The sequence below is a fragment of the Streptomyces sp. NPDC051909 genome, from assembly GCF_040681095.1.
GTDB lineage: Bacteria > Actinomycetota > Actinomycetes > Streptomycetales > Streptomycetaceae > Streptomyces.
Genome location: NZ_JBFAYA010000014.1, coordinates 36,869 through 57,627, shown reverse-complemented (window position 1 = coordinate 57,627; position 20,759 = coordinate 36,869). Strand labels below are relative to the sequence as shown.

Here is a 20,759-nt window from a genome sequence, read left to right as displayed (position 1 = left end):
GGTACGGGTACGGGTGCGGCCACAGGCACGGTCACCGCTGCGGGTCCGGCGGCCGCCGGACCGGCCGAGCGCGACTGTCCCGACTGCGGCGCACGGGTCCCCGCAGACCCTCGGTTCGTCGCGTGGTGCACCGCCTGTGGCTGGAACGTGTGCCCCGATGACGCCGTGCCCGACGAGCCCGAGCCCGACCGCATCGAGCGGCTGCGCCGGACCCTCGCGCACCGGTACGGAGAGCAGCTCTTCGCGGACCTGGCCGCCCCGGGGGCGGACGGGCCCGCCGCCTCGCACCGCACCGGCGGCGCCGCCCTCCTCGCGACCGTCCTGGCCCTGACCGTGCACGGCCTCACCGTGGGACTGGCCGTCCTCGGCCTGTGGCTGCTCGTCGCCCGCTGGGGCGAGGGCCTCCAGCCCGCGGTCGGCGGACTGCTCCTCGCCCTCGCCTTCGTCCTCCGCCCCCGTTTCGGCCGGGCCCGGAAGGAGCTCTCCGAACTGCCCTTCCTGGAACGCGCCGACGCACCCCGGCTCTTCGCGCTCATCGACGAGATCGGCGCGGGAGTCGGCACCCGGGGCGTCGACCTCGTCGTCCTCGACGCGAGCGTGAACGCCTCCGTCGGCGCGTACGGCATCCGCCGACGCCGCGTCCTCGTCCTCGGCATGCCGCTGTGGGCCACCCTGGACCCGCAGGAGCGGATCGCGCTGCTCGGCCATGAGATCGGGCACTACGCCCACGGCGACACCCGCCACGGCTTCCTCGTCGGCAGTGCCCTGGGATCGCTCGACACCTGGCGCTACATGCTCGCGCGGAGCGACGACGGCGACACCCTGTCGGACACCTTCATCAACGTGCTCACCGCACTGCCGCGCTGGGCCGTGCACGGCCTCACCGTCCTCCTGGACGGGGCGACCCTGCGCGCCACCCAGCGCGCCGAGTACCTCGCCGACGGCGCCGCCGCCCATACCGCGGGCCACGCCGCCGCCGTCGCGGTCCTGCAGCGTCAGTTCGTCTCGCGGAGCATCGACTCGGCCCTGCGGCGCGAGGTCGTCGGGGCCCGCACCCGGGTCGGCGGCCGGACCCGCCGCGAGGTCCAGGCCGAGGGGCTGTGGGAGCGGGTTGCCGCCGAGGTCCGGACCGTACCGGAGCGCGAGTACGAGCGGCTGCGCCGCGTCGCCGAACTCCGCGGCCACTGCGTCGACTCCACCCATCCGCCCACGCACCTGCGCATCCGCAACCTCGAGCGCGGCGAGCCGCGCCCGCCCGCACTCGCCCTCGCCCCGGACCGCGCCGCCGCCCTGGACGCCGAACTGGCGGCGCCGGCCCACAAGGTGGCGGCCCTGGTCCTGCGCGACGGCGAGGTCTGACCGGGCGCCGGTCGCGCTACGCCGGCGCGGCGTCCGTCACCGTGATCGCGCGGACCGGGCAGGCGCGGGCGGCCTCGCGGATCAGCGGGCCGCCCCCGCCGGGCTCGACCGTCTCCCGTCCGGGGAGGACGGCGCCGAAGCCGTCGTCGTCCTGGGTGAAGACGTCGGGGGAGACGAGGGCGCACTGGCCGGCGCCGATACAGACGTCCGTGTCGATGGTGATGCGCATCGGGCGGGCTCCCTTCACCAGGTGACCGGGAGTTCGAGCATCCCCTGGATGGTGTCTCCCGGCTTGAACGGGATCTCGTCGGCCGGCGCGGCGAGCCGCAGCCCCGGCAGCCGCCGCAGCAGCGTGCCGAGCGCGATCTCCAGCTCCGCGCGGGCCAGGTTCTGGCCGAGGCACTGGTGGATGCCGTAGCCGAACGCGAGGTGGTGGCGCGCCGAGCGGTCCCAGTTGAGGGTGTCCGGATCCGGGTAGGCGGTGGTGTCGCGGTTGATGAGGGAGGTCGAGAAGACCACGCCCTCGCCGGCGCGGATCACCGCCCCGTCGACCTCGACGTCCTCGCGCGCCACCCGCAGCATCCCGTCCGCGATCGACAGGAAGCGCAGCAACTCCTCGACGGCGCCGGGCAGGAGCGCGGGATCGGCGCGCAGTTCCGCGAGGCGCTCGGGGTGCCGCAGGAGGGCGAAGACGCCGAGAGAGATCATGTTCGCGGTGGTCTCGTGCCCGGCGACCAGCAGGATCGTCGCCAGCTGGATCAGCTCCGCGCGGTCGGGCGCGCCGTCCTGGAGCTGCCGGGCGACCAGATCGTCGAGCACCCCCTCGCCCGGCTTGCGGACCTTGCCGTCGACGAGCTCACCGAGGTAGTCCTCCAGCCGGGCGAGGGCGTCCTCCGTGTCGGCGCCCGTCGGGCCGCGCAGCAGCCGCCGGGACTGCTCCTCGAAGAAGGCGTGGTCCTCGTACGGCACACCGAGCAGGTCGCAGATCACGATCGAGGGCACCGGCAGCGCGAACGCGCCCACCAGCTCGGCCGGCGGACCCGCCGCCTCCATGGCGTCGACGAGCCGGTCGACGGTGGCCTGGATGCGCGGCCGCATGCCCTCGATCCGGCGTACGGCGAAGCTCGGGATCAGCATCCGCCGCTGGGTGTTGTGTTCGGGGTCGTCCCAGCCGAGCAGCGCGGCACGTCGCCGCCTGCGCACCGCCGCGGCGCGCTCGACCGGGATCGGGAAGTCCGGGCGCGTCGAGTCGGTGGACAGACGCTGGTCGGCGAGCAGCGCGCGGGCGGCCTGGTGGCCGGAGACGAGCCAGACCCGCCTGCCGTCCCAGAGGGTGACCCGGGACAACGGGCGTTCCTCGCGCAGTGGATCGTAGGCGGTGGGCGGGTGGTAGGGGCAGGTGCGGTCCTGGGGGAATGCCACGAGTTCGGCCATGGGGGTCCTCGCAGACGGCGATCGTCAGGTTCTTCCTCTTCTTCCTCACCACTACATGCCTCAGGCATCTATTCGGTCTACGCGGAGTTCGGCCAAACCACCGGAACGGGTGGGTCCGTCCGCCGTGCGTCCTCGTTCCCATCCCCGGTGCCGTCCGGGGAGTGGAAATCCGTTTCCCCGTGACGGCTCCCGCCTTAGGCTCCTGCCCATGTCACAGCCTTCGCAGCAGCCCCGGTCGCAGCCTGTTCGTCTGCACGTCCACATCACCACGCTCCCCGGCCGCGGTCGCGACCAGATCGCGGCCTACGAGCGACTCGCCCCGCTCGTACGGGCGGAGGAGGGCTGCCTGCAGTACGACCTTCACCAGGTGTTGGGCGACGCCGACCGCTTCGTGCTCGTCGAACACTGGGCCTCGCGGGAGGCCCTGGCGGCGCACGACGTCGCCCCGCACATGACCGCGGCCGCCACGGCCAACTCCGCCTTCCGGGCCGGGCCGGTCCAGGTCGTCGAGATCGCCGCCGATCCCGTGGCCTGATCCCGCGCCACGAACTCCCGGGCTGGTGCCCGTCCTTCGCCGGGCACCCCGCATGGCTCCCCGGCATCGGCATGCCGGACGGCGAGGGGGACGCCGCTGGTCGCGCCTGCAGCTCAGTGGACGGCGGTCTTGAGGAGGGCGGCGATCCGGTCCTCGACCGCCGGGTCGAGGCCGGTCAGCGCGAACGCGGTCGGCCACATCACGCCCTCGTCCAGGGTGGCCACGTCGTTGAAGCCGAGCGTGGCGTAGCGGGCCTTGAACTTGGACGCCGGCTGGAAGAAGCACAGCACCTTGCCGTCCTTGGCATAGGCGGGCATCCCGTACCAGAGGCGCGGCGCGAGCTCCGGCGCGTTGGCCTTGACGAGCGCGTGGACCCGCTCGGCGAGGACGCGGTCCTCGTCCGGCAGTTCGGCGATCTTGGCCACGACCTCGGCCTCGGCCTCCGCGGCCTTCTCCGCCTTGCTCGCGCGGGAGCCACCGCGCGAGGCGGCCCGGAGCTCCTTCGCGCGCTCCTTCATCGCGCTGCGCTCCTCCTCGGTGAAGCCGTCGGCCGCGGCGTCCGTCCGGTCCGTCGGCTTCGTCCGCCGGGTGGGCGTGGTGGCCTTCTTCTGTGCCTTCTTCGCGTCCGTCATGACTGCTCGTCTCCCTGTGCGACTGTGGCCCGGCCCAGGTCCTTCGGTCGGCGTCCCTCGGCCCGTTGCCATCCTAGGAACGGGCCGGCCGCACCGGCTTCTCCGAAACTGATCGGCTTCCGCACCGCACGGATGGGCGGTCAGGCGGGGAGGCGCTCGGCCGTGCCCAGGATGTGCGTGGAAGCGGGGGAGGGGATCTTGGACTCGGGGAAGGAGAAGGTGTCGACCGAGGTGAGCTCGAACCCCGCCGCCTCGATGTCCGCCCGCGTGTCGCGCCCGGTGTGGCAGCCGCCGACGAGCAGCGGCCAGACGGTCGCGTCGAGCACGCGTTGCACCCGGCGCATCCCGGGAGTTCCGGCGCGCACGTGCTCGAAGAAGCGCAGCTGCCCGCCGGGCCGCAGGACGCGGTGGAGCTCGGCCAGCGCGGCGTGCGGATCCGTCACCGAGCAGAGCGTCAGACAGACCACGGCCGCGTCGTACGACGCGTCCGCCACCCCCGCCAGGTCCTCGGCGACCCCGGCCGTCACCTGTACCGGTACCGGCGCCGTGCGGGCGGCCTCCTCGGCGAGGTCGCGCAGCCGCGGCTCCGGCTCGACGGCCAGGACCCGGCGCACGCCGGGCGGGTAGTGGGCGAAGTTCAGACCGTTGCCGGCGCCGATCTCGACGACCTCGCCGGTGAGACCGGCGAGGAGCCGTCGGCGGTGCTCGGCGATTCCGGCCTTGTCGAGGGCGGGACCGGCGACCGCGGCGTAGAAGCGGGCGAAGAACGGGTGCGGACGGTCGGGCGCTCGGGTCGGTCCGGACATGGTCACCCTCCTCTGCCGTCACCCCACGATAGTCCCGCCCGGGGTGACGCAGTCAGCGGTCCGCTCCCGCGGCGACCGGCAGATCGGCGAGGCGCCATTCGAGCATGCCGTCGTCGAGCCGGATCGCGCGCCGGCCGCGGTCGGCGAGGAGCCGGACGGCGTCGTGGGCGAGCACGCAGTACTCGCCGCGGCAGTACACGACGATCTCGATGCCGTCGGGCAGTTCGTCGATGCGCCCGGCGAGCTCGTCGACCGGGAGGGACAGCGCCCCCGGGATGTGTCCGGCCCGGTACTCCTCGGCCGGGCGCACGTCGAGCACCACCACGTCGCCGGCCGCGACGCGGGCCCGCAGCTCCTCGCGGTCGAGGCCGTCGGCGGCGTCCTCGCCCAGGTAGGCGTCGCGAGCGGGGGGCACGGCGGCCTGGTGGGTCTCCGCGACCTTGCGCAGCAGCGCGAACAGCCGGGCGACATCGTCCCCGGCGAGCCGGTAGTGGATGCGCACGCCCTCGCGGCGGGTCACGACGAAGCCCGCCTGCTTGAGGGTCTGCAGATGCGCCGACGCGGTGGTCAGGTTCAGCCCGGAGGCCTTGGCGAGCGCGTCCACGGTGCGTTCGCCCTGGGCGAGCAGATCGAGCAGCTCCAGGCGTTTTCCGCTGGCCAGCGCCTTCCCGCTGGCCGCGAACGCCTCGTAGAGCCGCGCCTTCGAGTCGGCCCGGGTGGTCTCCGTCATGACATCCTCCATGATTCCATGGATTATTGTAGGTGAGAGGGAGGAGCCCGGCCACCCCGTGCACGAGGGCCTTCCCGCCCCGCCACCGCCCGCTCCCCGGAGGACCGCCATGGGCTTCGCCGACGACCATCTGATCCCTCTGGTCGACACCGGTCTTGGCAACAGCGCCTATCTCGTCGACCTCGGCGACGGCCGCGCCCTCGCCGTCGACGCCGCCCGCGACCTGCGCGCCCTGCACACCGCCGCCCGCCGGCGCGGCCTCACCGTCGCGTACGCCGCGGACACGCACCTGCACGCGGACTTCCTGTCCGGCGCCGTCCAGCTCGGTCACGACAGCGGCGCCACGGTGCTCGCCTCCGCTGCCGGCCGCCGCGCCTTCCCGCACCGCGGCCTCGCGGACGGCGACGAGGTCGACCTCGGTGGGCTCACCCTGCGCGCCCTCGCCACCCCCGGGCAGACCGACGAGCATCTGTCCTTCCTGCTCCTCGACGGCGCCCGCGCCCTCGGCGTCTTCACCGGCGGATCGCTCCTCGTGCACTCCGCCGCCCGCACCGACCTCCTCGGCGCCGACCGCGCCGATGCGCTCGCCCGCGCGCAGTACCGGTCCCTGCGGCGCCTCGCGACCCTGCCCGAGGCCACCGCCGTCTGGCCCACCCACGGCGCCGGATCCTTCTGCTCCGCCCCGCCCGGCACCGAACGCACCTCCACCGTCGGCGCCGAGAAACGTGCCAACCCGCTGCTCGCCGCCCGCGACGAGGACACGTTCGTGCGTCTGCTCACCGCGAGCCTCGGCAGCTACCCCGCGTACTTCGACCGCCTCGCCGAGCACAACCGGCGCGGCCCCGCGGTCCTCACCGCCGAGCCCGTGCTCCCCGAACTCGACGCCCGCCGGGTCCGCGAACTCCTCGCCACGGGCGGCCAGGTCGTCGACGCGCGCCCGGCCGCCGCGTACGCCGCCGGGCACATCCCCGGCTCGCTGTCCGTAGCGCTGCGCGACCAGTTCGCCACCTGGCTCGGCTGGCTGCTGCCCGACGACGTCCCGCTCGTCTTCGTCCTCGACCCCGACCAGGACGCCGACGAGCTCGTCCGGCAGGCGTACAAGATCGGTTACGAGCGGCTGGCCGGCCGGCTCCAGGGCGGCATGGCCGCCTGGGCGGGCGACGGCAACGCCCAGGCCACCACCCCGTTCGTCACGGCCGACCGGGCCGGCGACCGCCCGTACCTCGACGTACGGCAGATCGCCGAGTTCACCGCCGGACACGTTCCGGGCGCCGTCCCCCTCGAACTCGGCGAGCTCACCGCCCGGGCCGCCGACGCCCCCGCCGGCGCGCTGGTGGCCTGCGGTCACGGCGAACGCGCCATGACCGCCGCCAGTCTGCTCGAACGCGCCGGCCGCACCGACGTCGCCGTCCTCGACGGCGGACCCCGCCAGTACGCCGCCGCACACGAGCGGCGTCTGGTCCGGGGCACGGAGGAAACGCGCCCGTGACCACCCCGAACCCCGAGGCGCCCGTCCCGACGCCCGCCACCGCGAAGGCCCCCACCGGGCCGACCGCCGCCGACCCGGCGCCCACCGCCCCCGTCCGTCTCGGCCTGCGCGAGAACTGGCCGCAGTTCACACTCCTCGTCCTCGTCAACATCGCCGTGGGCGGACTCGTCGGCCTGGAGCGCACCACCGTCCCGCTCATCGGCACCGAGGTCTTCGGCCTCACCAGCGACCTGGCCGTCTTCTCCTTCATCATCGCCTTCGGCCTCTCCAAGGCCCTCACCAACCTCGCCGCCGGCGCCCTGACCGCCCGCTTCCGTCGCCGGCAACTGCTGCTCACCGGCTGGCTGATCGGCGTCCCCGTCCCCTTCGCGCTCGCCTGGGCGCCCTCCTGGGGCTGGATCGTCGCCGCGAACGTCCTGCTCGGCCTCAGCCAGGGCCTCACCTGGTCGATGACCGTCAACATGAAGATCGACCTGGTCGGCCCGGCTCGCCGCGGCCTCGCCACCGGCCTCAACGAGGCCGCCGGCTACACCGCCGTCGGCGCCACCGCCCTGCTCACCGGCTATCTGGCCACCAGCCACGGCCTGCGCCCGGTCCCCGAACTCATCGGCGTCGTCTTCGTCGTAGCGGGCCTCGGTCTCTCCCTCGTCGTCCGCGACACCGCCGCCCATGTCGCGCTCGAACTCTCCCAGCACTCCAAGCCGGTCCCCGGCCAGGAGAAGACCGGCCTCGCAGCCACCTTCGCCCGCACCTCCTGGCGCGACCGCTCACTGCGCGGCGCCAGCCAGGCCGGCCTGGTCAACAACCTCAACGACGGCCTGACCTGGGGCGTCTTCCCGCTGCTCTTCACCGACCACGGACTCGGCCTGGCCGCCGTCGGCCTCATCAAGGGCCTCTACCCGATCCTCTGGGGCATCGGCCAGATTCCGACCGGCCATCTCGCCGACCGGATCGGCCGCAAGCCCCTCATCGTCACCGGCATGCTCGTCCAGGCCGGCGGCTTCGTCCTCGCCCTCGCCCTGCTCGACCGCCCCCTTCTCGCCGGCCTCCTGTCCGCCGTCGCCCTCGGCCTCGGCACCGCGCTCGTCTACCCGGCCCTGATGGCGTCCGTGTCCGACCACGCACACCCCTCCTGGCGGGCCAACGCGCTCGGCACCTACCGCTTCTGGCGCGACCTCGGCTACGCCGCCGGCGCGCTGCTCGCCGGCCTCCTCGCCGACGCGCTCGGCCTGAACGCCACGGTCATCGCCGCCGCCGCCCTCACCGCCGCCTCCGGCCTGCTCGCCGCCCACTGGATCACCGAGCCCCGCCCGAAGCGGGGCGCCGGGTAGGTTCACCCCCATGAACCCTGCCGACTGGCGCGCGGACCGCATCGGAGCGGCACTGCGCGGCGAGAATCCGACGGTCCTACGACGTCTGGACGCGGGCTTCGCCGTGATCGGCGACGTCCAGTTCCTGCCCGGCTACGCGGTCCTGCTCACCGACGAACCGGAGGCCCAGCGCCTCTCCGACCTGCCGCGACCCAGGCGACTCGCCTTCCTGTCCGACCTCGACCGCCTCGCCGAGGCCGTCGAGCGGGCCTGCCGACGCCTCGACCCCGCCTTCCGCCGGGTCAACCTGGAGATCCTGGGCAACCGCGACCCGTTCCTGCACGCCCACGTCTGGCCGCGGTACGCGTGGGAGCCCGCCGAGCTCGTCCACGCACCCGTGTGGCTCTACCCGCGCGACCACTGGACCGCCGAGCGGCACCGGCTCGGCCCCGAACACACCCCGCTGCGGGAGGAGATCGGGCGGGAGCTCGACCGGCCGGCCCCGCCCGAGTGACAGGGAAGGGGCTGCGGAGGGGTCGTCAAACGCCGTGCGTGGCACGGGTGTTGACGGTTGGTCTGGACCAATCTACGGTCGTGGGGACCGCATCTCATGCTCAGGCCCTTCCCCCCACAGCTCAGGGAGCACGCATGACAGGCCACCGGATCGTCCATGCCGTCGGAGCGGGGCTCGCCACCCTGCTCGCCGCCGTCACCGCGCTCGCGGCCCCCGCCGCGGCCGAGAGCGCCGGCGCCCCACCCGCCAGGACCGCCACCGTCACGGCCGAGACCTGCGCGCTCAAGCCGAAGCCCACCGGAAAGGTGCTCCAGGGCTACTGGGAGAACTGGGACGGCGCCGCCAACGGCGTCCACCCGCCCTTCGGCTGGGCGCCCATCGACGACCCGCGCTTCGCCGCGCACGGCTACAACGTCATCAACGCCGCCTTCCCGGTGATCCGTTCCGACGGCACGGTGCTCTGGGAGGACGGCATGGACAACACCGTCCGCGTCCCCACCCCCGCCGAGATGTGCCGCGCGAAGGCCGCCGGCGCGACCGTCCTCATGTCGATCGGCGGCGCCGCCGCGGGCATCGACCTGAGCTCGCGGGCCGTCGCCGACCGCTTCATCGAGACCATCGTGCCCCTCCTGAAGGCGAACAACTTCGACGGCATCGACATCGACATCGAGACCGGCCTCGTCGGCAGTGGCAGCATCGGCACGCTCTCCGCCTCCCAGGCCAACCTGATCCACATCATCGACGGCGTCCTCGCCCGGATGCCTGCCGGCTTCGGCCTCACCATGGCCCCCGAGACGGCGTACGTCACCGGCGGCAGCATCGTCTACGGCTCGATCTGGGGCGCCTACCTCCCGATCGTGAAGAAGTACGCCGACAACGGGCGCCTGTGGTGGCTCAACATGCAGTACTACAACGGCAGCATGTATGGCTGCTCCGGCGACTCCTACTCGGCCGGCACCGTCGCCGGATTCGTCGCCCAGACCGACTGCCTCGACCGCGGCCTGGTCATCCAGGGCACCACCATCCGCGTCCCGTACGACAAGCAGGTCCCCGGCCTCCCCGCGCAGCCCGGCGCCGGCGGCGGCTACATGTCCCCGTCCCTGGTCGCCCAGGCCTGGAACCGCTACTCCGGAAAGCTGAAGGGCCTGATGACCTGGTCCGCCAACTGGGACGGCTCGAAGAACTGGACCTTCGGCGACAACGTCAAGTCCCTCCAGTCCCGCTGACCTTCACGTAACCTTCGTGAGCATGACACGCGCCTGGACCCTGCCGACCCTGTTCCTGCTCGCCGGCCTGCTCGTGGCCACGCCCGTGCTCATCCGGGGGAGTCTCGTCGAAGGCGGCGTCCTCCTGGCGGTGTTCCTCATGATCGCCGTGACGCACTCGCCGCTGGTCTTCCCGCGACCGCTGCGGCACGACGAGGCGCGACGGCGCAGCGCCGAGGACGGGTGGCCGGTCGTGTACTGGCGGCCGGGGTGCCGGTACTGCATCCGCCTGCGGTTCGGGCTCGGGCGGGACGCACGGCGTGTGTACTGGGTCGACATCTGGCGCGACGCCGACGCCGCGGCGGCGGTGCGGGCGGTCAACGACGGCAACGAGACCGTGCCCACGGTCTTCGTCGACGGCCGCCCCCATGTGAACCCGGGCCCCGCCTGGGTGCGCGAGCAGCTGGCCCGCCGCGCGTGACGCGGCGGGCCGGCCGCCCTACAGGCCGCTGGTGTTCGACTTCGCCGTGATCTCGTACGCGAGGGTGAGCGTGCGCCGCCCGCCCGGCGGCAGCGCCGTGTCCCAGCGGACGATGCCGTCCGCGTCGACCTCGTCCGGCAGCGGTGAACACGCCTCCTTGCGGACCCGGACCTGCACCGCCGACACCTCCGAGACCGGTATCCGCTCGCGCACCGTCACCACCCGCTCGTCCTCCTCCCCGGGGCCGGAGAGCCGGGAGAGATGCACCCGCACCGTGCGCGAGACGACGGTCCGCTGGGAGAGCGCGGTGGTGTCCCGGGCCTCCTCGACACGCCGCACCACCCGGTAGGCGTCCTGACTGCCGAAGGCCAGCTCCGCCGGTGCGCCCGGCGCCGTGAAGTCGAGGGTCCCCCGGCCGCTGAAGCCGCTCGCGCGGACCAGGTCGACCGGACCGGTGAGCAGGGCGTGCCCGGAACGGTTGTCGAACCGCACCAGCTGCGTGACGAGCGGCGACAGCTCCGGCGAGCACGCGTACTCCGTCGCCGCCGCCGTCGTGAACGAGCTCAGCGGTACGCGATGCGCGCGCCCGTCCGACGGGACGCCCACCGGCGCCGGCGCGGTCAGCACCCGCGTCTCGCCGCCGTCGTCGACTCCCGGCAGCCCGACCACCGGCAGCGGCCCGAGCGCCGAGATCGTCTCCTCGCGCACCTCCAGGTCGATCGTGCGGCGCTCGGCCGCCGAACGGTCGACCAGCGTCAGCCGGTCCTCGACCAGCTTCGGCGGCTCGGTCGCCTGCGCGGTCCGCGCCGTGGACAGGGTCAGCCGGACGCCGGTCCAGTCCTCGCCGGTGCGCTGCCACACCACGGCGTCGCTCTCCAGCGTCAGCGACTCCCCGTCGAGCACCGCCCGGTAGGCCGGCCGCCACAGCGCGCACGGCGTCAGATGGATGACCCGCAGCCGCGCGGAGCCCGCCGCCGCGGCCCGCACCGTCAGCTCTATGTGCCCGACCAGCTCGGCCGGCTCCTCCTCGGCCCGGTACATCGCCTCCGTGGCCGCGCCCAGTTCCTCGCCGACCCTGGTCAGCTCCGCGCCGACGGTGTGCAACCGCTCGGCGTACGCGTCCCGCTCGCCGTCGATCCGGTCCAGTTCGCGGGTCCAGCGCGCGGGGTCGGTCTCCCCGTGTCCCGTGCCCTCGCCGATCTCCCGCAGCAGGTCGGCGGCGAGCCGACCGAGCAGGTCGAGCCGGGTCGTCAGCCGGTCCCGCCGCTGTTCCAGCGCGGCCCGCTCGGTGGTGAGGGCGTGGACGCGCCGGCGCAGGGCCGAGTCGTCGTCGGACGGGCGCGGTCCGCGCGGGGTCCACTCCCGGACGATCCGCACGTCGAGGACGTCGAGCGCACCCTGCGGCCCGTCCGCCTGTTCGGCCGTCAACTCGGCGTGCAGCGTACGGTCGACGGCCAGTGCGCTGACCGGCCCGAGCCGCAGCCGCCGCACCCCCGCTTCGAGCGAGAGCCGGGCGGTGCGCTCGATGTGGGCGCGGTCCTCCAGACAGGTGACGGCGGTGACGGGGAGGGCGATCGGCGGCGTGTCCGCGGCCGCCGGGGCGTTCGTGTGCGAGGTCGTGGTCATGTCTGTCAGCTCCTCCGGTCGCCGCCGGCGAGGGCCTTGCCGGCCGGGATGCGGATCTCGTAGCCGCCGTCGAGTGCGGCGGTGGCGCCGGCGGGCAGGTCGACCCGCCACAGGCGGGTGCCGAGGGCGAGGGCCTCCGGCTCGGGGCCGGCGCCGGATCCGCCGTCCTCACGGTGTGCGGGATCGGTCCAGTCGGCCCGCTCCTGGATCTTCACATCCGCCTAGAGCTGACCGGAACCCGCTCCTGCACCTCGACGACGACCGGCCGGGCCAGCGTGTTGGCCAGTTCGACGCGCACCCGGTGGTCCAGGACGATCGTGCCGCCGCGCAGGCCCGCCGTCGACTCGTGCAGCCGGGTCCGGCGGGTCACCCGGATCCCGTCGGCCGGGCCGAGGCCCACGCGACGCTCGCCGCCGGGCGCGAGAGTGGGCAGCGCCGCCGTCACCATCAGGCCGTCGCTGCCCGCCACCTCCATGCCGCCGGCGAGCAGCGCCTGCCCACTGGTGTTGGACAGCACCAGCGTCGCGTACACGGTCTCCTCGACGGACGGCACGCACAGGTACTCCGTGCGCAGACCGACCGTGATCTCGCCGACGGTGACGGTGTGCCAGGTGCCGTCGGACGGGATGTCCGCGCGGGCCGCCGCGTCGTAGCGGTGGTCGAAGGAACCGGCCGACGTGCGCGGCCGCACGGCGTGCCCGGGCAGCGGCAGCAGCCCCGCCACCTTCTCGGCCCGCAGCCGGTGCTCGGCGGCCACCGGGTCGGCCGCGGCCGTCCCCGGGAACAGCCGCCCCCGGCGGGCCGCCGGCTCGTCCGGACCGCTCAGCACCAGCGTCGCGTAGTCGAGTTCGGCACCGCTGGGCCGCGGCGGCCCGGCCACCGGTTCGGCGGCCGGCGGTACGGCGGCCGGGGCGGGCATCCCTTGCATGGGCGGGGGCGCACCGTACGCGCCTCCGTACGGGCTGCCGCCGTAGGCGGCGCGGGGCGCGGCGCCGGGCGCCTGCGGACCACCCGGCGCCTGCGGACCACCCGGCGCCGGAGGCGGAGGCGGCGGCATCACGGCGGCGGGAGCCGGTACGGGCCGGGGGACCGCGGCCTCGGGCCGGGCGCCGAACCCACCCCCGCTCCTGGCCCTCTTCCGAGCCGGGCCCCCGGACCCGGACCCGGACCCGATTCCGCCCCCGACCGCTGCCGGCAGGCCGAACGGCCCGCGCGGTCCCGGCTTCGGACCCGTCGCGTCGTACCCGGAGAACAGATCGCCGAGCCCGGCCGGCGGCTCGCGCCACCCCGCCGGGGCCGGTGCGGGCCGGCTGCGCCCGACGCGGATCGAGGCGAGCCGGGGCAGGTCGCTGCGACGGCTCAGATCGGCGGTCGCGAAGGCGACCCGTACCCCCGTCCAGTCCTCGCCGGTGCGCTGGGCGACCGAGGCCCGCAGCACCAGCCGGCCGCCGCCGTCGCCCTGCCGGGCGTCCAGGCGGTACGACGGGACCCACACGGCACCCGGTACCCCGTACTCCACGGCCAGCTCGACCTCCCGGCCGACCGGGCCGTCGAGCGTGAGGACCGCGCTCACCGTGGTGTCCACGTGCGCGTCCGGACGGGCGTCGGAGGCGCGGGCCATCCGGTCCTCCAGGACCTCCGCCTCGTGGTCGAGGTCCTGGAGCTCCTCCTCCAGCTCGGTGAGCCGGGCGTGCAGCCGGGCGAGCCGCTCGTCCACGAACTCCGTGAGATCCAGCCACGCCTCGACCGGCGCGGGCCGGTGCGGCTGCGGATCGTCGCGTCTGCGCGGCGGCGCGACCGGACGCAGCGCCGCGACCTCCTCGATCAGGGCCGACTGACGGTCCCGGCGTGCCCGCACGCGCGTCTGCTCCTCGCGCAGCCGCTCCGCCTCACGGCGCAACGCGTCCCCGCCGCCGTCCGCGACCGGCTCGGCGGCGATCTCGACGCGCGCCTCGGTGACCCGTACCTCCGAGCCGCCCACCACGCGCACCCGCAGCGAGGCCGGGTCCGCCACCCGCGGCAGACCCGTCACCCGCACCCGGCCGCCGGGCGGGACCACCCCACGCGCCAGCCGCGTGCACAGCGCCCCCTGCGCGTACACCACCACACCGTCGAGCACCGACCCCCAGCCGAGGGCCCGTGCGCGCTCCGTGTCCACCGTCATTCCCCGCCCCCGAAGGCCGTGTTCGTCCCAGCGGCCGAAAGCCTACGCGGCGCCACCGACAGTCCGACGGGGTTCAGCGCCCCGACAGCCGGGCCCGCCGGCCGGTCATGAGCTCAGAACGCCAGCCCCACATGAGCCAGCGCCTGCCGCAGCAGCGCCCCGTGCCCGCCGGGCATCTCGCCCTGCACCGCCGCCGAGGCCGCCTCCTGCGGGCTGAACCAGACCAGGTCCAGGGCGTCCTGGCGCGGCCGGCAGTCGCCGGTCACCGGGACGACGTACGCGAGCGAGACCGCGTGCTGGCGCGGATCGTGGAACGGGGTGATGCCGGCCGTCGGGAAGTACTCGGCGACCGTGAACGGCTGGAGGGAGGACGGGATCCGGGGCAGCGCCACCGGGCCGAGGTCCTTCTCCAGGTGCCGCAGCAGCGCGTCGCGGATCCGCTCGTGGTGCATGACACGGCCGGAGACGAGCGTGCGGCTGATCGTTCCGTCCGCGCCGATCCGCAGAAGCAGGCCGATGCTGGTGACTTCGCCGCTGTCGTCCACGCGCACGGGCACGGCCTCGACGTACAGGATCGGCATGCTGCCCCGGGCGGTGTTCAGCTCGTCCGCCGACAGCCAGCCAGGCGTGGTTTCGGTCATGTCAGACATCGCTTGATCATACTTTCCCGGCCGTGCCGCGTCTCGGGAAACACGCCTGCCGGGCGGGTGGAAGCCCCCGCATCCGTACGACATAAGATCGACTCCCGGTCATGAGTACGGCCGGTGACGAGCCGACGCCCGTCGGGGGCGCGGTGCGAAACGGGGGAGTACGGGGATGGGACGGCGCTGGGTCAAGGTGCTGCTGATCGTGTTCGGCATACTCGCGGGGCTGTTCATCGCGGTGGACCGGATCGCCGTGCACTACGCGGAGAAGGAGGCCGTCGCCCTCGCGCAGGAGAAGTACGGCTACGGCAACTCGACGAACGGCTTCACCGAGCTGTCGATCCACGGATTCCCGTTCCTCACCCAGGCCGCCTCCCTCGAGTTCGACCACGTCACCCTGAGCGCCGGGAACTTCTCGGTCAACACCACCACGAACGCCCAGGGCGACCACCTCGGCATCCGCCGGCTCGACCTCGAGCTGCACGACCTCGCCGCCGGCTCCCTCAGCTCCCGCCGTGTCGACGCGAACCTGGTCACCGGCCGCGTGACGATCGGATACGACGCCCTGTCCGGTGTCCTGTCCCGGCTGATCGACCAGGGCGGCGCCCTCACCGTCGCCCAGGGCACCGCCCCGGCCTCCGGCGGTGCCGCCGCCACCGAGGCGCCGCTGCGCATCACGGGCACCAAGGACGGGCAGACCAAGGACACCGCGGCGAGCATCGCGGTGGCGGCCGACGAGTTCCAGATCCGCGTCCCCGAGCTCGCGCCCCAGCCGTACACCTGGCGCATTCCGCTCCCGCAGAACATCAACATCACCGCCGTCCGCTCCACCGCGGACGGCGTCGAGTTCGAGCTGACCGGCCACCAGGTCGTCCTCGGCGGGTGACCCGGCCTGCCCGTCGCCGCCCGCGTCAGCCGGACGTGAGCAGGCCGCCCCGGGCGATGACGTCCGCGTACCAGCGGGCACTGTCCTTCAAGGTGCGCCGCTGCGTGGCGAAGTCGACGTGCACGATCCCGAACCGCTTGCTGTAGCCGTACGCCCACTCGAAGTTGTCGAGCAGCGACCACAGGAAGTAGCCGCGCACATCGGCGCCGTCCGCCAACGCCCGGTGCACGGCGGACAGATGGGCGTGCAGATAGGCGACCCGCTCGGGATCCCTGACCTGGCCGGACGGATCGGCGTAGTCGTCGTACGCCGCGCCGTTCTCGGTCACCATCAAGGGCACACCCGGAAGCTCGTCCCGCAGCCGCCCCAGCAGCTCGTACAGTCCGTCCGCGTCGACCGGCCAGTCCATGGCCGTGCGCGGCCCGGCCACCGGCACGAACCGCACATGCCGCTCCGCACCCGCCCACGGCGACGGCTCCCCGGGGTCCGTCTCCGTACCGGCCGCGACCTCGGTGGGGGAGTAGTAGTTGATGCCGAGCGAGTCGATCGGCGTGGCCGCCGTCGCGAGGTCCCCGTCCCGTACGAAGGACCAGTCGGTGACCTGCGCCGTGTCCTCGACGAGGTCCTTCGGCAGACGCCCGTGGAACACCGGGTCGAGGAAGATCCGGTTGCCGACGGCGTCGATCCGGCGGGCCGCGTCACGGTCGCCCGGCTCGTCCGAATGGGCCCGCACCGCATGGAGGTTGAGGGTGAGCGACACCTCGGCCGGGTCCGTCTGAGGACGTACGGCTGCGCGCAGCGCCCCGACCGCCAGGCCGTGCGCCAGGGTGAGGTGGTGCGCCGCCCGCAGGGAGGCGACGGCGCTGGTGCGGCCCGGGGCGTGCACCCCGCTGCCGTACCCCAGGAAGGCGGCGCACCAGGGCTCGTTGAGCGTCGTCCAGGTCGCCACCCGGTCGCCGAGCGCCTCGGCCGCGAGCCCCGCGTACTCGGCGAAGCGGTACGCGGTCTCCCGCTGCGGCCAGCCGCCCGCGTCCTCCAACTCCTGGGGCAGGTCCCAGTGGTAGAGCGTGGCCACCGGCCGGATCCCGGCCTCGCGGAGGTCGTCGGTGAGCCGCCGGTAGAAGTCCAGGCCCTGCTGCACGGCCGGACCCCGGCCGGTCGGCTGCACGCGCGGCCAGGCGATCGAGAAGCGGTAGTCCGTCACACCGAGCCGGCGCAGCAGCGCGATGTCCTCGGCCGTCCGGTGGTAGTGGTCGGCGGCGATGTCGCCGGTGTCGCCGTTGCGGACCCGTCCCGGCGTCCGGCTGAAGGTGTCCCAGATGGACGGCGTGCGGCCGTCCTCGCGGGCGGCCCCTTCGATCTGGTAGGCGGCGGTGGCGGTGCCCCAGCGGAACCCGGGCGGGAAGCGGAGCGGCATGGTCATGAGGACACGACTCCCTGAGAGTGAAGAGAAGGCCGATGAGATTCGGAAGAGGGGTGGGCGCCCGGTTCGCGGTCAGCCCTTGACCGCGCCCTGCATGATCCCGCCGACGATCTGCCGGCCGAGAAGGCCGAAGACGAGGAGCACGGGCAGGGTGCCGAGCAGGGTGCCTGCCATGATCACGGACTGGTCGTTGACGTAGCCTCCGCCGAGCTGGCGCAGGGCGACCTGCACGGTCGGCTCGGAGGAGGAGAGGGCGACGACGGGCCAGAAGAAGTCGTTCCAGGCGGTCATGAAGGTGAGCAGGCCGAGCACGGCCATGCCGGGCCGGGCGATCGGTATCACGATCGACCAGAAGATCCGGCCGGTGGAGGCGTCGTCGACCCGGGCCGCCTCGATCAGTTCGTCCGGCAGCGACTGCACCAGGTACTGGCGCATGAAGAACACGCCGAACGCGGAGACGAGTCCGGGCAGGATGACGGCCTGGAGCTGGTTCACCCACTGCAGCTTCGCGATGAGCATGAACAGCGGGATGACGCCGAGCTGCGGCGGGATCATCATGGTGCCGACGGTGATCGCGAGCAGTGCGCCCCGGCCGCGGAAGCGCAGCTTGGCGAAGGCGAACCCGGCGAGGGTGCAGCACAGGACCGTGCCGAGGGTGATCGACCCGGAGACGATCAGGGAGTTGAGGAGCGCCGTGCCGATGTCGGCCTCCTGCGTCACCGCCTGGATGTTGTGGGCCAGGTTCGGGCCGGGAAGGAGCGCCGGGGGCACCTTCGCCAGGTCGGCGTTGGAGCGGCTTGCCGCGACGAGCGTCCAGTAGAAGGGGAACGCCGAGACGAGGACCGCGAGGACGAGGACCGCGTAAACGAGCTTCCCGCCCCGCAGGGTGCGACCGGCGCCCGAGCGGCGCAGGCCTCGGCCTCGGCCTCGCCGGGTGACCCGCTCCGGAGCGGACTCCCGGACGGGCGGGGGCGGTGCGGCGAGTGCGGTCATCGGCCGGCCTCCTTGCGGGAACGGCGCCGGGCGACCAGGGCGTTGGCCCCGACGACCAGCAGGATCAGCAGGAACATCACCCAGGCGATCGCCGCCGCCCGCCCCAGGTGGAAGAAGCCCCAGCCCTGCTCGTACAGATAGAGGCCGAGCGTCTGGTACTGGTGCGAGATGCCGCCCGACACCGAGCCCTCGAAGAGCAGCGGCTCGCCGAAGAGCTGGGTCGCGCCGATCGTCGACACGACGACCGTGAACACGATCGTGGGGCGAAGCCCGGGCAGCGTCACATGCCAGAACTGGCGCCACCGCGAGGCCCCGTCCATCTCCGCGGCCTCGTACAGCTCCCGGGGGATGGACTGCATGCCGGCCAGATAGATCAGCGCGTTGTAGCCGGTCCAGCGCCAGATCACGATCGTGGAGACCGCGACCTGGGAGGCCACCGTGCCGGTCTGCCAGTCCACCGGGTCGATGCCCACCAGCCCGAGGACGACGTTCACCAGTCCGAAGTCGCGGCCGAAGAGCTGCGCGAAGACGAGCGTCGCGGCGGCGACGGAGGTCGCGTACGGCAGCAGCATCGCCGTGCGGAAGAACGTCCGCCCGCGCAGCCGGTAGTTGAGCACATGGGCGAGACCCAGCGCCATCACCAGCTGGGGCACGGTGGACAGCACCCCGATGGTGAAGGTGTTGCGCAGCGCCGTCCAGAAGTACGCGTCGCCGAGCAGCGCCGTGTAGTTGCCGAGCCCGCGCCACTCCATCTCACCGGGCGTCTGCAGCTCCACCCGGTACAGCGACACGAACGCCGTGTAGAGCAGCGGGAAGAGCCCGAAGGCGGCGAAGAGGGTGAAGAAGGGGGCGAGGTACGCGTAGGGGGAGGCCTTCCGCCAGGCGCGCCGCAGCGCGGGCGGAGGGCTCGCCGCCCTCGGTCCGGTGGTCGTCGGTGCGGTCAGGGTCACGCTGCGGCCCTTCGGGAGGGAGGGGTGAGGGGGAGGGGGACAGGGCCACCGCCCCGGGGGAGGGCGGGGCGGAGGCCCGGACGGGGTGGCGCCGGACCGAAGGAGCGGGCACGGCGCCGGACCGGGGGAGCGGAGCGGGGCCGGCTCAGCCGATGGTGTTCTCGACGCCCTTGGCGGCGTTCGCCCAGGCCTGCTTCGGGTCCGTGCCCTTGCGTTCGACCTCGCCGAGGGCGTTGGTGATCTGCTGGGCCACGCTCTGGTCGTGCACGCCGAGCACCTGCACCGGGGCCCCCTTCGCCGCGTCGCCGAAGATGCTGCCGATGGGCGCGCCGGAGAAGTACGGGTCGGTGGCGCCGGCGATCTGTCCGATGGCGGCGGTCGCGGACGGGAAGCTGCCCTGCTTCTGGAACAGCCGGGCCTGCTGGGCGGGGGCGGTGAGCCAGGCGATCAGCTCGCAGGCCTCCTTCTTGTGCTTCGCGGCGCGCGGCACCGTGAGGTAGGAGCCGCCCCAGTTGCCCGCGCCGCCGGGCAGCTTCGCGATGTCCCACTTGCCCTTGCCCGCGTCACCGGCCTGGCCCTTGATGTAGCCGAGCATCCAGGCGGGGCAGGGGAGGGTGGCGAAGGAGCCGGCGGAGAAGGCCTGGTTCCACTGCGGCGACCACTGGTCGAGTCTGGCGCTGAGCCCGTCGTGGGCCGCGGTGACGGAGGTGTTCCAGGCGTTCTTCAGGGCCGGGTTGGTGTCCCAGATCAGCTTCCCGGAGGCGTCGTAGTAGCGCTCCTTCTCCTGCCCGATCATCACCGAGTAGAGACTGCCGACGCTGTCCAGCCAGGCACTCTTGGCGGAGGCCTTCGCCTTGTACTGCCGGCCGAGGTCCAGATAGCCCTCCCAGGTCGACCACTTGCGGGCGAGTTCCTGGCGGTCGCTGGGCAGGCCCGCCGCGGCGAGGAGGTCGCTGCGGTAGCACATCGCCTCCGGGCCGATGTCCGCGCCGAGACCGAGCACCTCGCCGTTCTTCCCGATGGCGGCGGCCCACTTGGCCTCGGAGAACTGCCCCTTGAGCCGGTCCGCGCCGTGCTTGCGCAGGTCCTCGAAGCGGTCGGCCTGCTGCTGTGCGACCGAGGCGATCCGGCCGACCTCGACCGCCTGGACGTCGGCGAGACCGCCGCCGCCGGCCAGCCGGGTCTGCAGCGACTTCCAGTAGTCGGCCTCGTCCTCGGTGTCCGTCTGCTTGATCGTCACGCCCGGGTGCAGCTTCTCGTACTCGGCGTAGAGCCCGGCCTCCTGATAGCCGAACGAACCGAACAGGTCCACGGTGATCGTGACCTCGCCGCCCGCGCTGTCGGAGGCGCCGTCCGGCGAACCCCCGCAGGCGACGAGCAGGACCCCGGCGAGCGCGACCGCCCCCAGGCGGACGGCGGCCCTCCGGGGGGCTCCCGCGGTTCTTCCGGCGGCTCGGGCAGTGGGCATGGGAAGCCTCCCTTGGCTTCGGGACCGAACGAGAGCGCGTGATTGAGAGCGCTCTCAAGCTGCGAGGGGAGCGTGCCCGGGGTGTGCGCTTTCCGTCAAGAGTCGAACGC

General features: G+C 73.6%; 19 protein-coding genes and 1 pseudogene. 8 read left to right on the top strand and 12 right to left on the bottom strand.

Annotated elements, in window-relative coordinates; translation table 11 throughout:
• Positions 1 to 165 precede the first annotated feature (165 nt).
• Positions 166 to 1,359, top strand: coding sequence for a M48 family metalloprotease (locus AB0M18_RS22565; protein ID WP_365760707.1), 1,194 nt, complete (start codon positions 166 to 168; stop codon positions 1,357 to 1,359).
• A 16-nt stretch (positions 1,360 to 1,375) separates the two neighbouring features.
• Here the strand turns inward: AB0M18_RS22565 and AB0M18_RS22560 are convergent, their stop codons facing one another.
• Complete coding sequence (locus tag AB0M18_RS22560) at positions 1,376 to 1,588, bottom strand: ferredoxin (RefSeq protein ID WP_365760705.1); 213 nt, start codon at positions 1,586 to 1,588, stop codon at positions 1,376 to 1,378.
• 14 nt (positions 1,589 to 1,602) lie between these two features.
• Positions 1,603 to 2,793 (bottom strand): cytochrome P450, encoded by a 1,191-nt coding sequence (locus tag AB0M18_RS22555; protein ID WP_365760704.1) that lies wholly within the window; start codon positions 2,791 to 2,793, stop codon positions 1,603 to 1,605.
• A 208-nt stretch (positions 2,794 to 3,001) separates the two neighbouring features.
• Here AB0M18_RS22555 and AB0M18_RS22550 point away from each other — a divergent pair, with 208 nt between their 5' ends.
• A complete protein-coding gene (locus tag AB0M18_RS22550) occupies positions 3,002 to 3,328 on the top strand; it encodes a putative quinol monooxygenase (protein WP_365760702.1) in 327 nt (108 codons plus the stop codon).
• Positions 3,329 to 3,441: 113 nt separating this feature from the next.
• On the opposite strand, the gene AB0M18_RS22545 is transcribed toward AB0M18_RS22550, so the two are convergent.
• The 3 genes from AB0M18_RS22545 to AB0M18_RS22535 form a co-directional block, all read right to left on the bottom strand.
• Entirely contained in the window at positions 3,442 to 3,960 is a 519-nt protein-coding gene (locus AB0M18_RS22545) for a DUF1801 domain-containing protein (RefSeq protein WP_365760700.1), read from the bottom strand.
• Between the two features lie 140 nt (positions 3,961 to 4,100).
• Positions 4,101 to 4,766 carry a class I SAM-dependent methyltransferase gene (locus AB0M18_RS22540; protein ID WP_365760698.1) on the bottom strand — a complete coding sequence of 222 codons (666 nt, stop codon included), beginning with the start codon at positions 4,764 to 4,766 and terminating at the stop codon, positions 4,101 to 4,103.
• A gap of 52 nt (positions 4,767 to 4,818) precedes the next feature.
• The gene (locus tag AB0M18_RS22535; protein WP_365760696.1) at positions 4,819 to 5,496 is read right to left on the bottom strand and encodes a metalloregulator ArsR/SmtB family transcription factor; all 678 of its coding nucleotides are present in this window, start codon (positions 5,494 to 5,496) and stop codon (positions 4,819 to 4,821) included.
• 109 nt (positions 5,497 to 5,605) lie between these two features.
• Here AB0M18_RS22535 and AB0M18_RS22530 point away from each other — a divergent pair, with 109 nt between their 5' ends.
• From AB0M18_RS22530 to AB0M18_RS22510, 5 genes are all read left to right on the top strand, one after another.
• Complete coding sequence (locus AB0M18_RS22530) at positions 5,606 to 6,985, top strand: MBL fold metallo-hydrolase (RefSeq protein ID WP_365760694.1); 1,380 nt, start codon at positions 5,606 to 5,608, stop codon at positions 6,983 to 6,985.
• Positions 6,982 to 8,316, top strand: a complete 1,335-nt coding sequence (locus AB0M18_RS22525; RefSeq protein WP_365760693.1) for an MFS transporter — start codon at positions 6,982 to 6,984, stop codon at positions 8,314 to 8,316. The genes AB0M18_RS22530 and AB0M18_RS22525 overlap by 4 nt, the downstream gene beginning before the upstream one ends.
• Before the next feature lie 10 nt (positions 8,317 to 8,326).
• Positions 8,327 to 8,809 (top strand): diadenosine tetraphosphate hydrolase, encoded by a 483-nt coding sequence (locus tag AB0M18_RS22520; protein WP_365760692.1) that lies wholly within the window; start codon positions 8,327 to 8,329, stop codon positions 8,807 to 8,809.
• Between the two features lie 134 nt (positions 8,810 to 8,943).
• Complete coding sequence (locus AB0M18_RS22515; RefSeq protein ID WP_365760690.1) at positions 8,944 to 10,035, top strand: chitinase; 1,092 nt, start codon at positions 8,944 to 8,946, stop codon at positions 10,033 to 10,035.
• Positions 10,036 to 10,057: 22 nt separating this feature from the next.
• Entirely contained in the window at positions 10,058 to 10,495 is a 438-nt protein-coding gene (locus AB0M18_RS22510) for a glutaredoxin domain-containing protein (RefSeq protein WP_365760688.1), read from the top strand.
• An 18-nt stretch (positions 10,496 to 10,513) separates the two neighbouring features.
• Here the strand turns inward: AB0M18_RS22510 and AB0M18_RS22505 are convergent, their stop codons facing one another.
• From AB0M18_RS22505 to AB0M18_RS22495, 3 genes and pseudogenes are all read right to left on the bottom strand, one after another.
• Positions 10,514 to 12,121 (bottom strand): DUF4139 domain-containing protein, encoded by a 1,608-nt coding sequence (locus AB0M18_RS22505; protein WP_365760686.1) that lies wholly within the window; start codon positions 12,119 to 12,121, stop codon positions 10,514 to 10,516.
• 5 nt (positions 12,122 to 12,126) lie between these two features.
• Positions 12,127 to 14,285 (bottom strand): annotated as a pseudogene (locus AB0M18_RS22500) (DUF4139 domain-containing protein).
• A 113-nt stretch (positions 14,286 to 14,398) separates the two neighbouring features.
• Positions 14,399 to 14,926 (bottom strand): NUDIX hydrolase family protein, encoded by a 528-nt coding sequence (locus AB0M18_RS22495; protein WP_365761007.1) that lies wholly within the window; start codon positions 14,924 to 14,926, stop codon positions 14,399 to 14,401.
• Positions 14,927 to 15,101: 175 nt separating this feature from the next.
• Here AB0M18_RS22495 and AB0M18_RS22490 point away from each other — a divergent pair, with 175 nt between their 5' ends.
• A complete protein-coding gene (locus AB0M18_RS22490) occupies positions 15,102 to 15,815 on the top strand; it encodes a DUF2993 domain-containing protein (RefSeq protein ID WP_365760684.1) in 714 nt (237 codons plus the stop codon).
• Positions 15,816 to 15,840: 25 nt separating this feature from the next.
• Here the strand turns inward: AB0M18_RS22490 and AB0M18_RS22485 are convergent, their stop codons facing one another.
• The 4 genes from AB0M18_RS22485 to AB0M18_RS22470 all read right to left on the bottom strand — a co-directional run bounded on the left by AB0M18_RS22485 (position 15,841) and on the right by AB0M18_RS22470 (position 20,649).
• Positions 15,841 to 17,238 (bottom strand): GH1 family beta-glucosidase, encoded by a 1,398-nt coding sequence (locus AB0M18_RS22485; protein ID WP_365760682.1) that lies wholly within the window; start codon positions 17,236 to 17,238, stop codon positions 15,841 to 15,843.
• A gap of 72 nt (positions 17,239 to 17,310) precedes the next feature.
• On the bottom strand, positions 17,311 to 18,231 hold the full coding sequence (locus AB0M18_RS22480) for a carbohydrate ABC transporter permease (protein ID WP_365760680.1): 921 nt from the start codon (positions 18,229 to 18,231) through the stop codon (positions 17,311 to 17,313).
• On the bottom strand, positions 18,228 to 19,181 hold the full coding sequence (locus AB0M18_RS22475; protein WP_365760678.1) for a sugar ABC transporter permease: 954 nt from the start codon (positions 19,179 to 19,181) through the stop codon (positions 18,228 to 18,230). Before AB0M18_RS22475 ends, AB0M18_RS22480 begins: the two co-directional genes overlap by 4 nt.
• Before the next feature lie 145 nt (positions 19,182 to 19,326).
• Positions 19,327 to 20,649 carry an extracellular solute-binding protein gene (locus tag AB0M18_RS22470; protein WP_365760676.1) on the bottom strand — a complete coding sequence of 441 codons (1,323 nt, stop codon included), beginning with the start codon at positions 20,647 to 20,649 and terminating at the stop codon, positions 19,327 to 19,329.
• Positions 20,650 to 20,759 lie beyond the last annotated feature (110 nt).

What these genes read in the sequence shown, in the direction of transcription:
- AB0M18_RS22560 (WP_365760705.1), bottom strand. Translation starts at nt 1,588, where the DNA reads ATGCGCATCACCATCGACACGGACGTCTGTATCGGCGCCGGCCAGTGC.
- AB0M18_RS22555 (WP_365760704.1), bottom strand. Translation starts at nt 2,793, where the DNA reads ATGGCCGAACTCGTGGCATTCCCCCAGGACCGCACCTGCCCCTACCAC.
- AB0M18_RS22550 (WP_365760702.1), top strand. Translation starts at nt 3,002, where the DNA reads ATGTCACAGCCTTCGCAGCAGCCCCGGTCGCAGCCTGTTCGTCTGCAC.
- AB0M18_RS22545 (WP_365760700.1), bottom strand. Translation starts at nt 3,960, where the DNA reads ATGACGGACGCGAAGAAGGCACAGAAGAAGGCCACCACGCCCACCCGG.
- AB0M18_RS22540 (WP_365760698.1), bottom strand. Translation starts at nt 4,766, where the DNA reads ATGTCCGGACCGACCCGAGCGCCCGACCGTCCGCACCCGTTCTTCGCC.
- AB0M18_RS22535 (WP_365760696.1), bottom strand. Translation starts at nt 5,496, where the DNA reads ATGACGGAGACCACCCGGGCCGACTCGAAGGCGCGGCTCTACGAGGCG.
- AB0M18_RS22530 (WP_365760694.1), top strand. Translation starts at nt 5,606, where the DNA reads ATGGGCTTCGCCGACGACCATCTGATCCCTCTGGTCGACACCGGTCTT.
- AB0M18_RS22520 (WP_365760692.1), top strand. Translation starts at nt 8,327, where the DNA reads ATGAACCCTGCCGACTGGCGCGCGGACCGCATCGGAGCGGCACTGCGC.
- AB0M18_RS22515 (WP_365760690.1), top strand. Translation starts at nt 8,944, where the DNA reads ATGACAGGCCACCGGATCGTCCATGCCGTCGGAGCGGGGCTCGCCACC.
- AB0M18_RS22510 (WP_365760688.1), top strand. Translation starts at nt 10,058, where the DNA reads ATGACACGCGCCTGGACCCTGCCGACCCTGTTCCTGCTCGCCGGCCTG.
- AB0M18_RS22505 (WP_365760686.1), bottom strand. Translation starts at nt 12,121, where the DNA reads ATGACCACGACCTCGCACACGAACGCCCCGGCGGCCGCGGACACGCCG.
- AB0M18_RS22495 (WP_365761007.1), bottom strand. Translation starts at nt 14,926, where the DNA reads ATGACCGAAACCACGCCTGGCTGGCTGTCGGCGGACGAGCTGAACACC.
- AB0M18_RS22490 (WP_365760684.1), top strand. Translation starts at nt 15,102, where the DNA reads ATGGGACGGCGCTGGGTCAAGGTGCTGCTGATCGTGTTCGGCATACTC.
- AB0M18_RS22485 (WP_365760682.1), bottom strand. Translation starts at nt 17,238, where the DNA reads ATGACCATGCCGCTCCGCTTCCCGCCCGGGTTCCGCTGGGGCACCGCC.
- AB0M18_RS22480 (WP_365760680.1), bottom strand. Translation starts at nt 18,231, where the DNA reads ATGACCGCACTCGCCGCACCGCCCCCGCCCGTCCGGGAGTCCGCTCCG.
- AB0M18_RS22470 (WP_365760676.1), bottom strand. Translation starts at nt 20,649, where the DNA reads ATGCCCACTGCCCGAGCCGCCGGAAGAACCGCGGGAGCCCCCCGGAGG.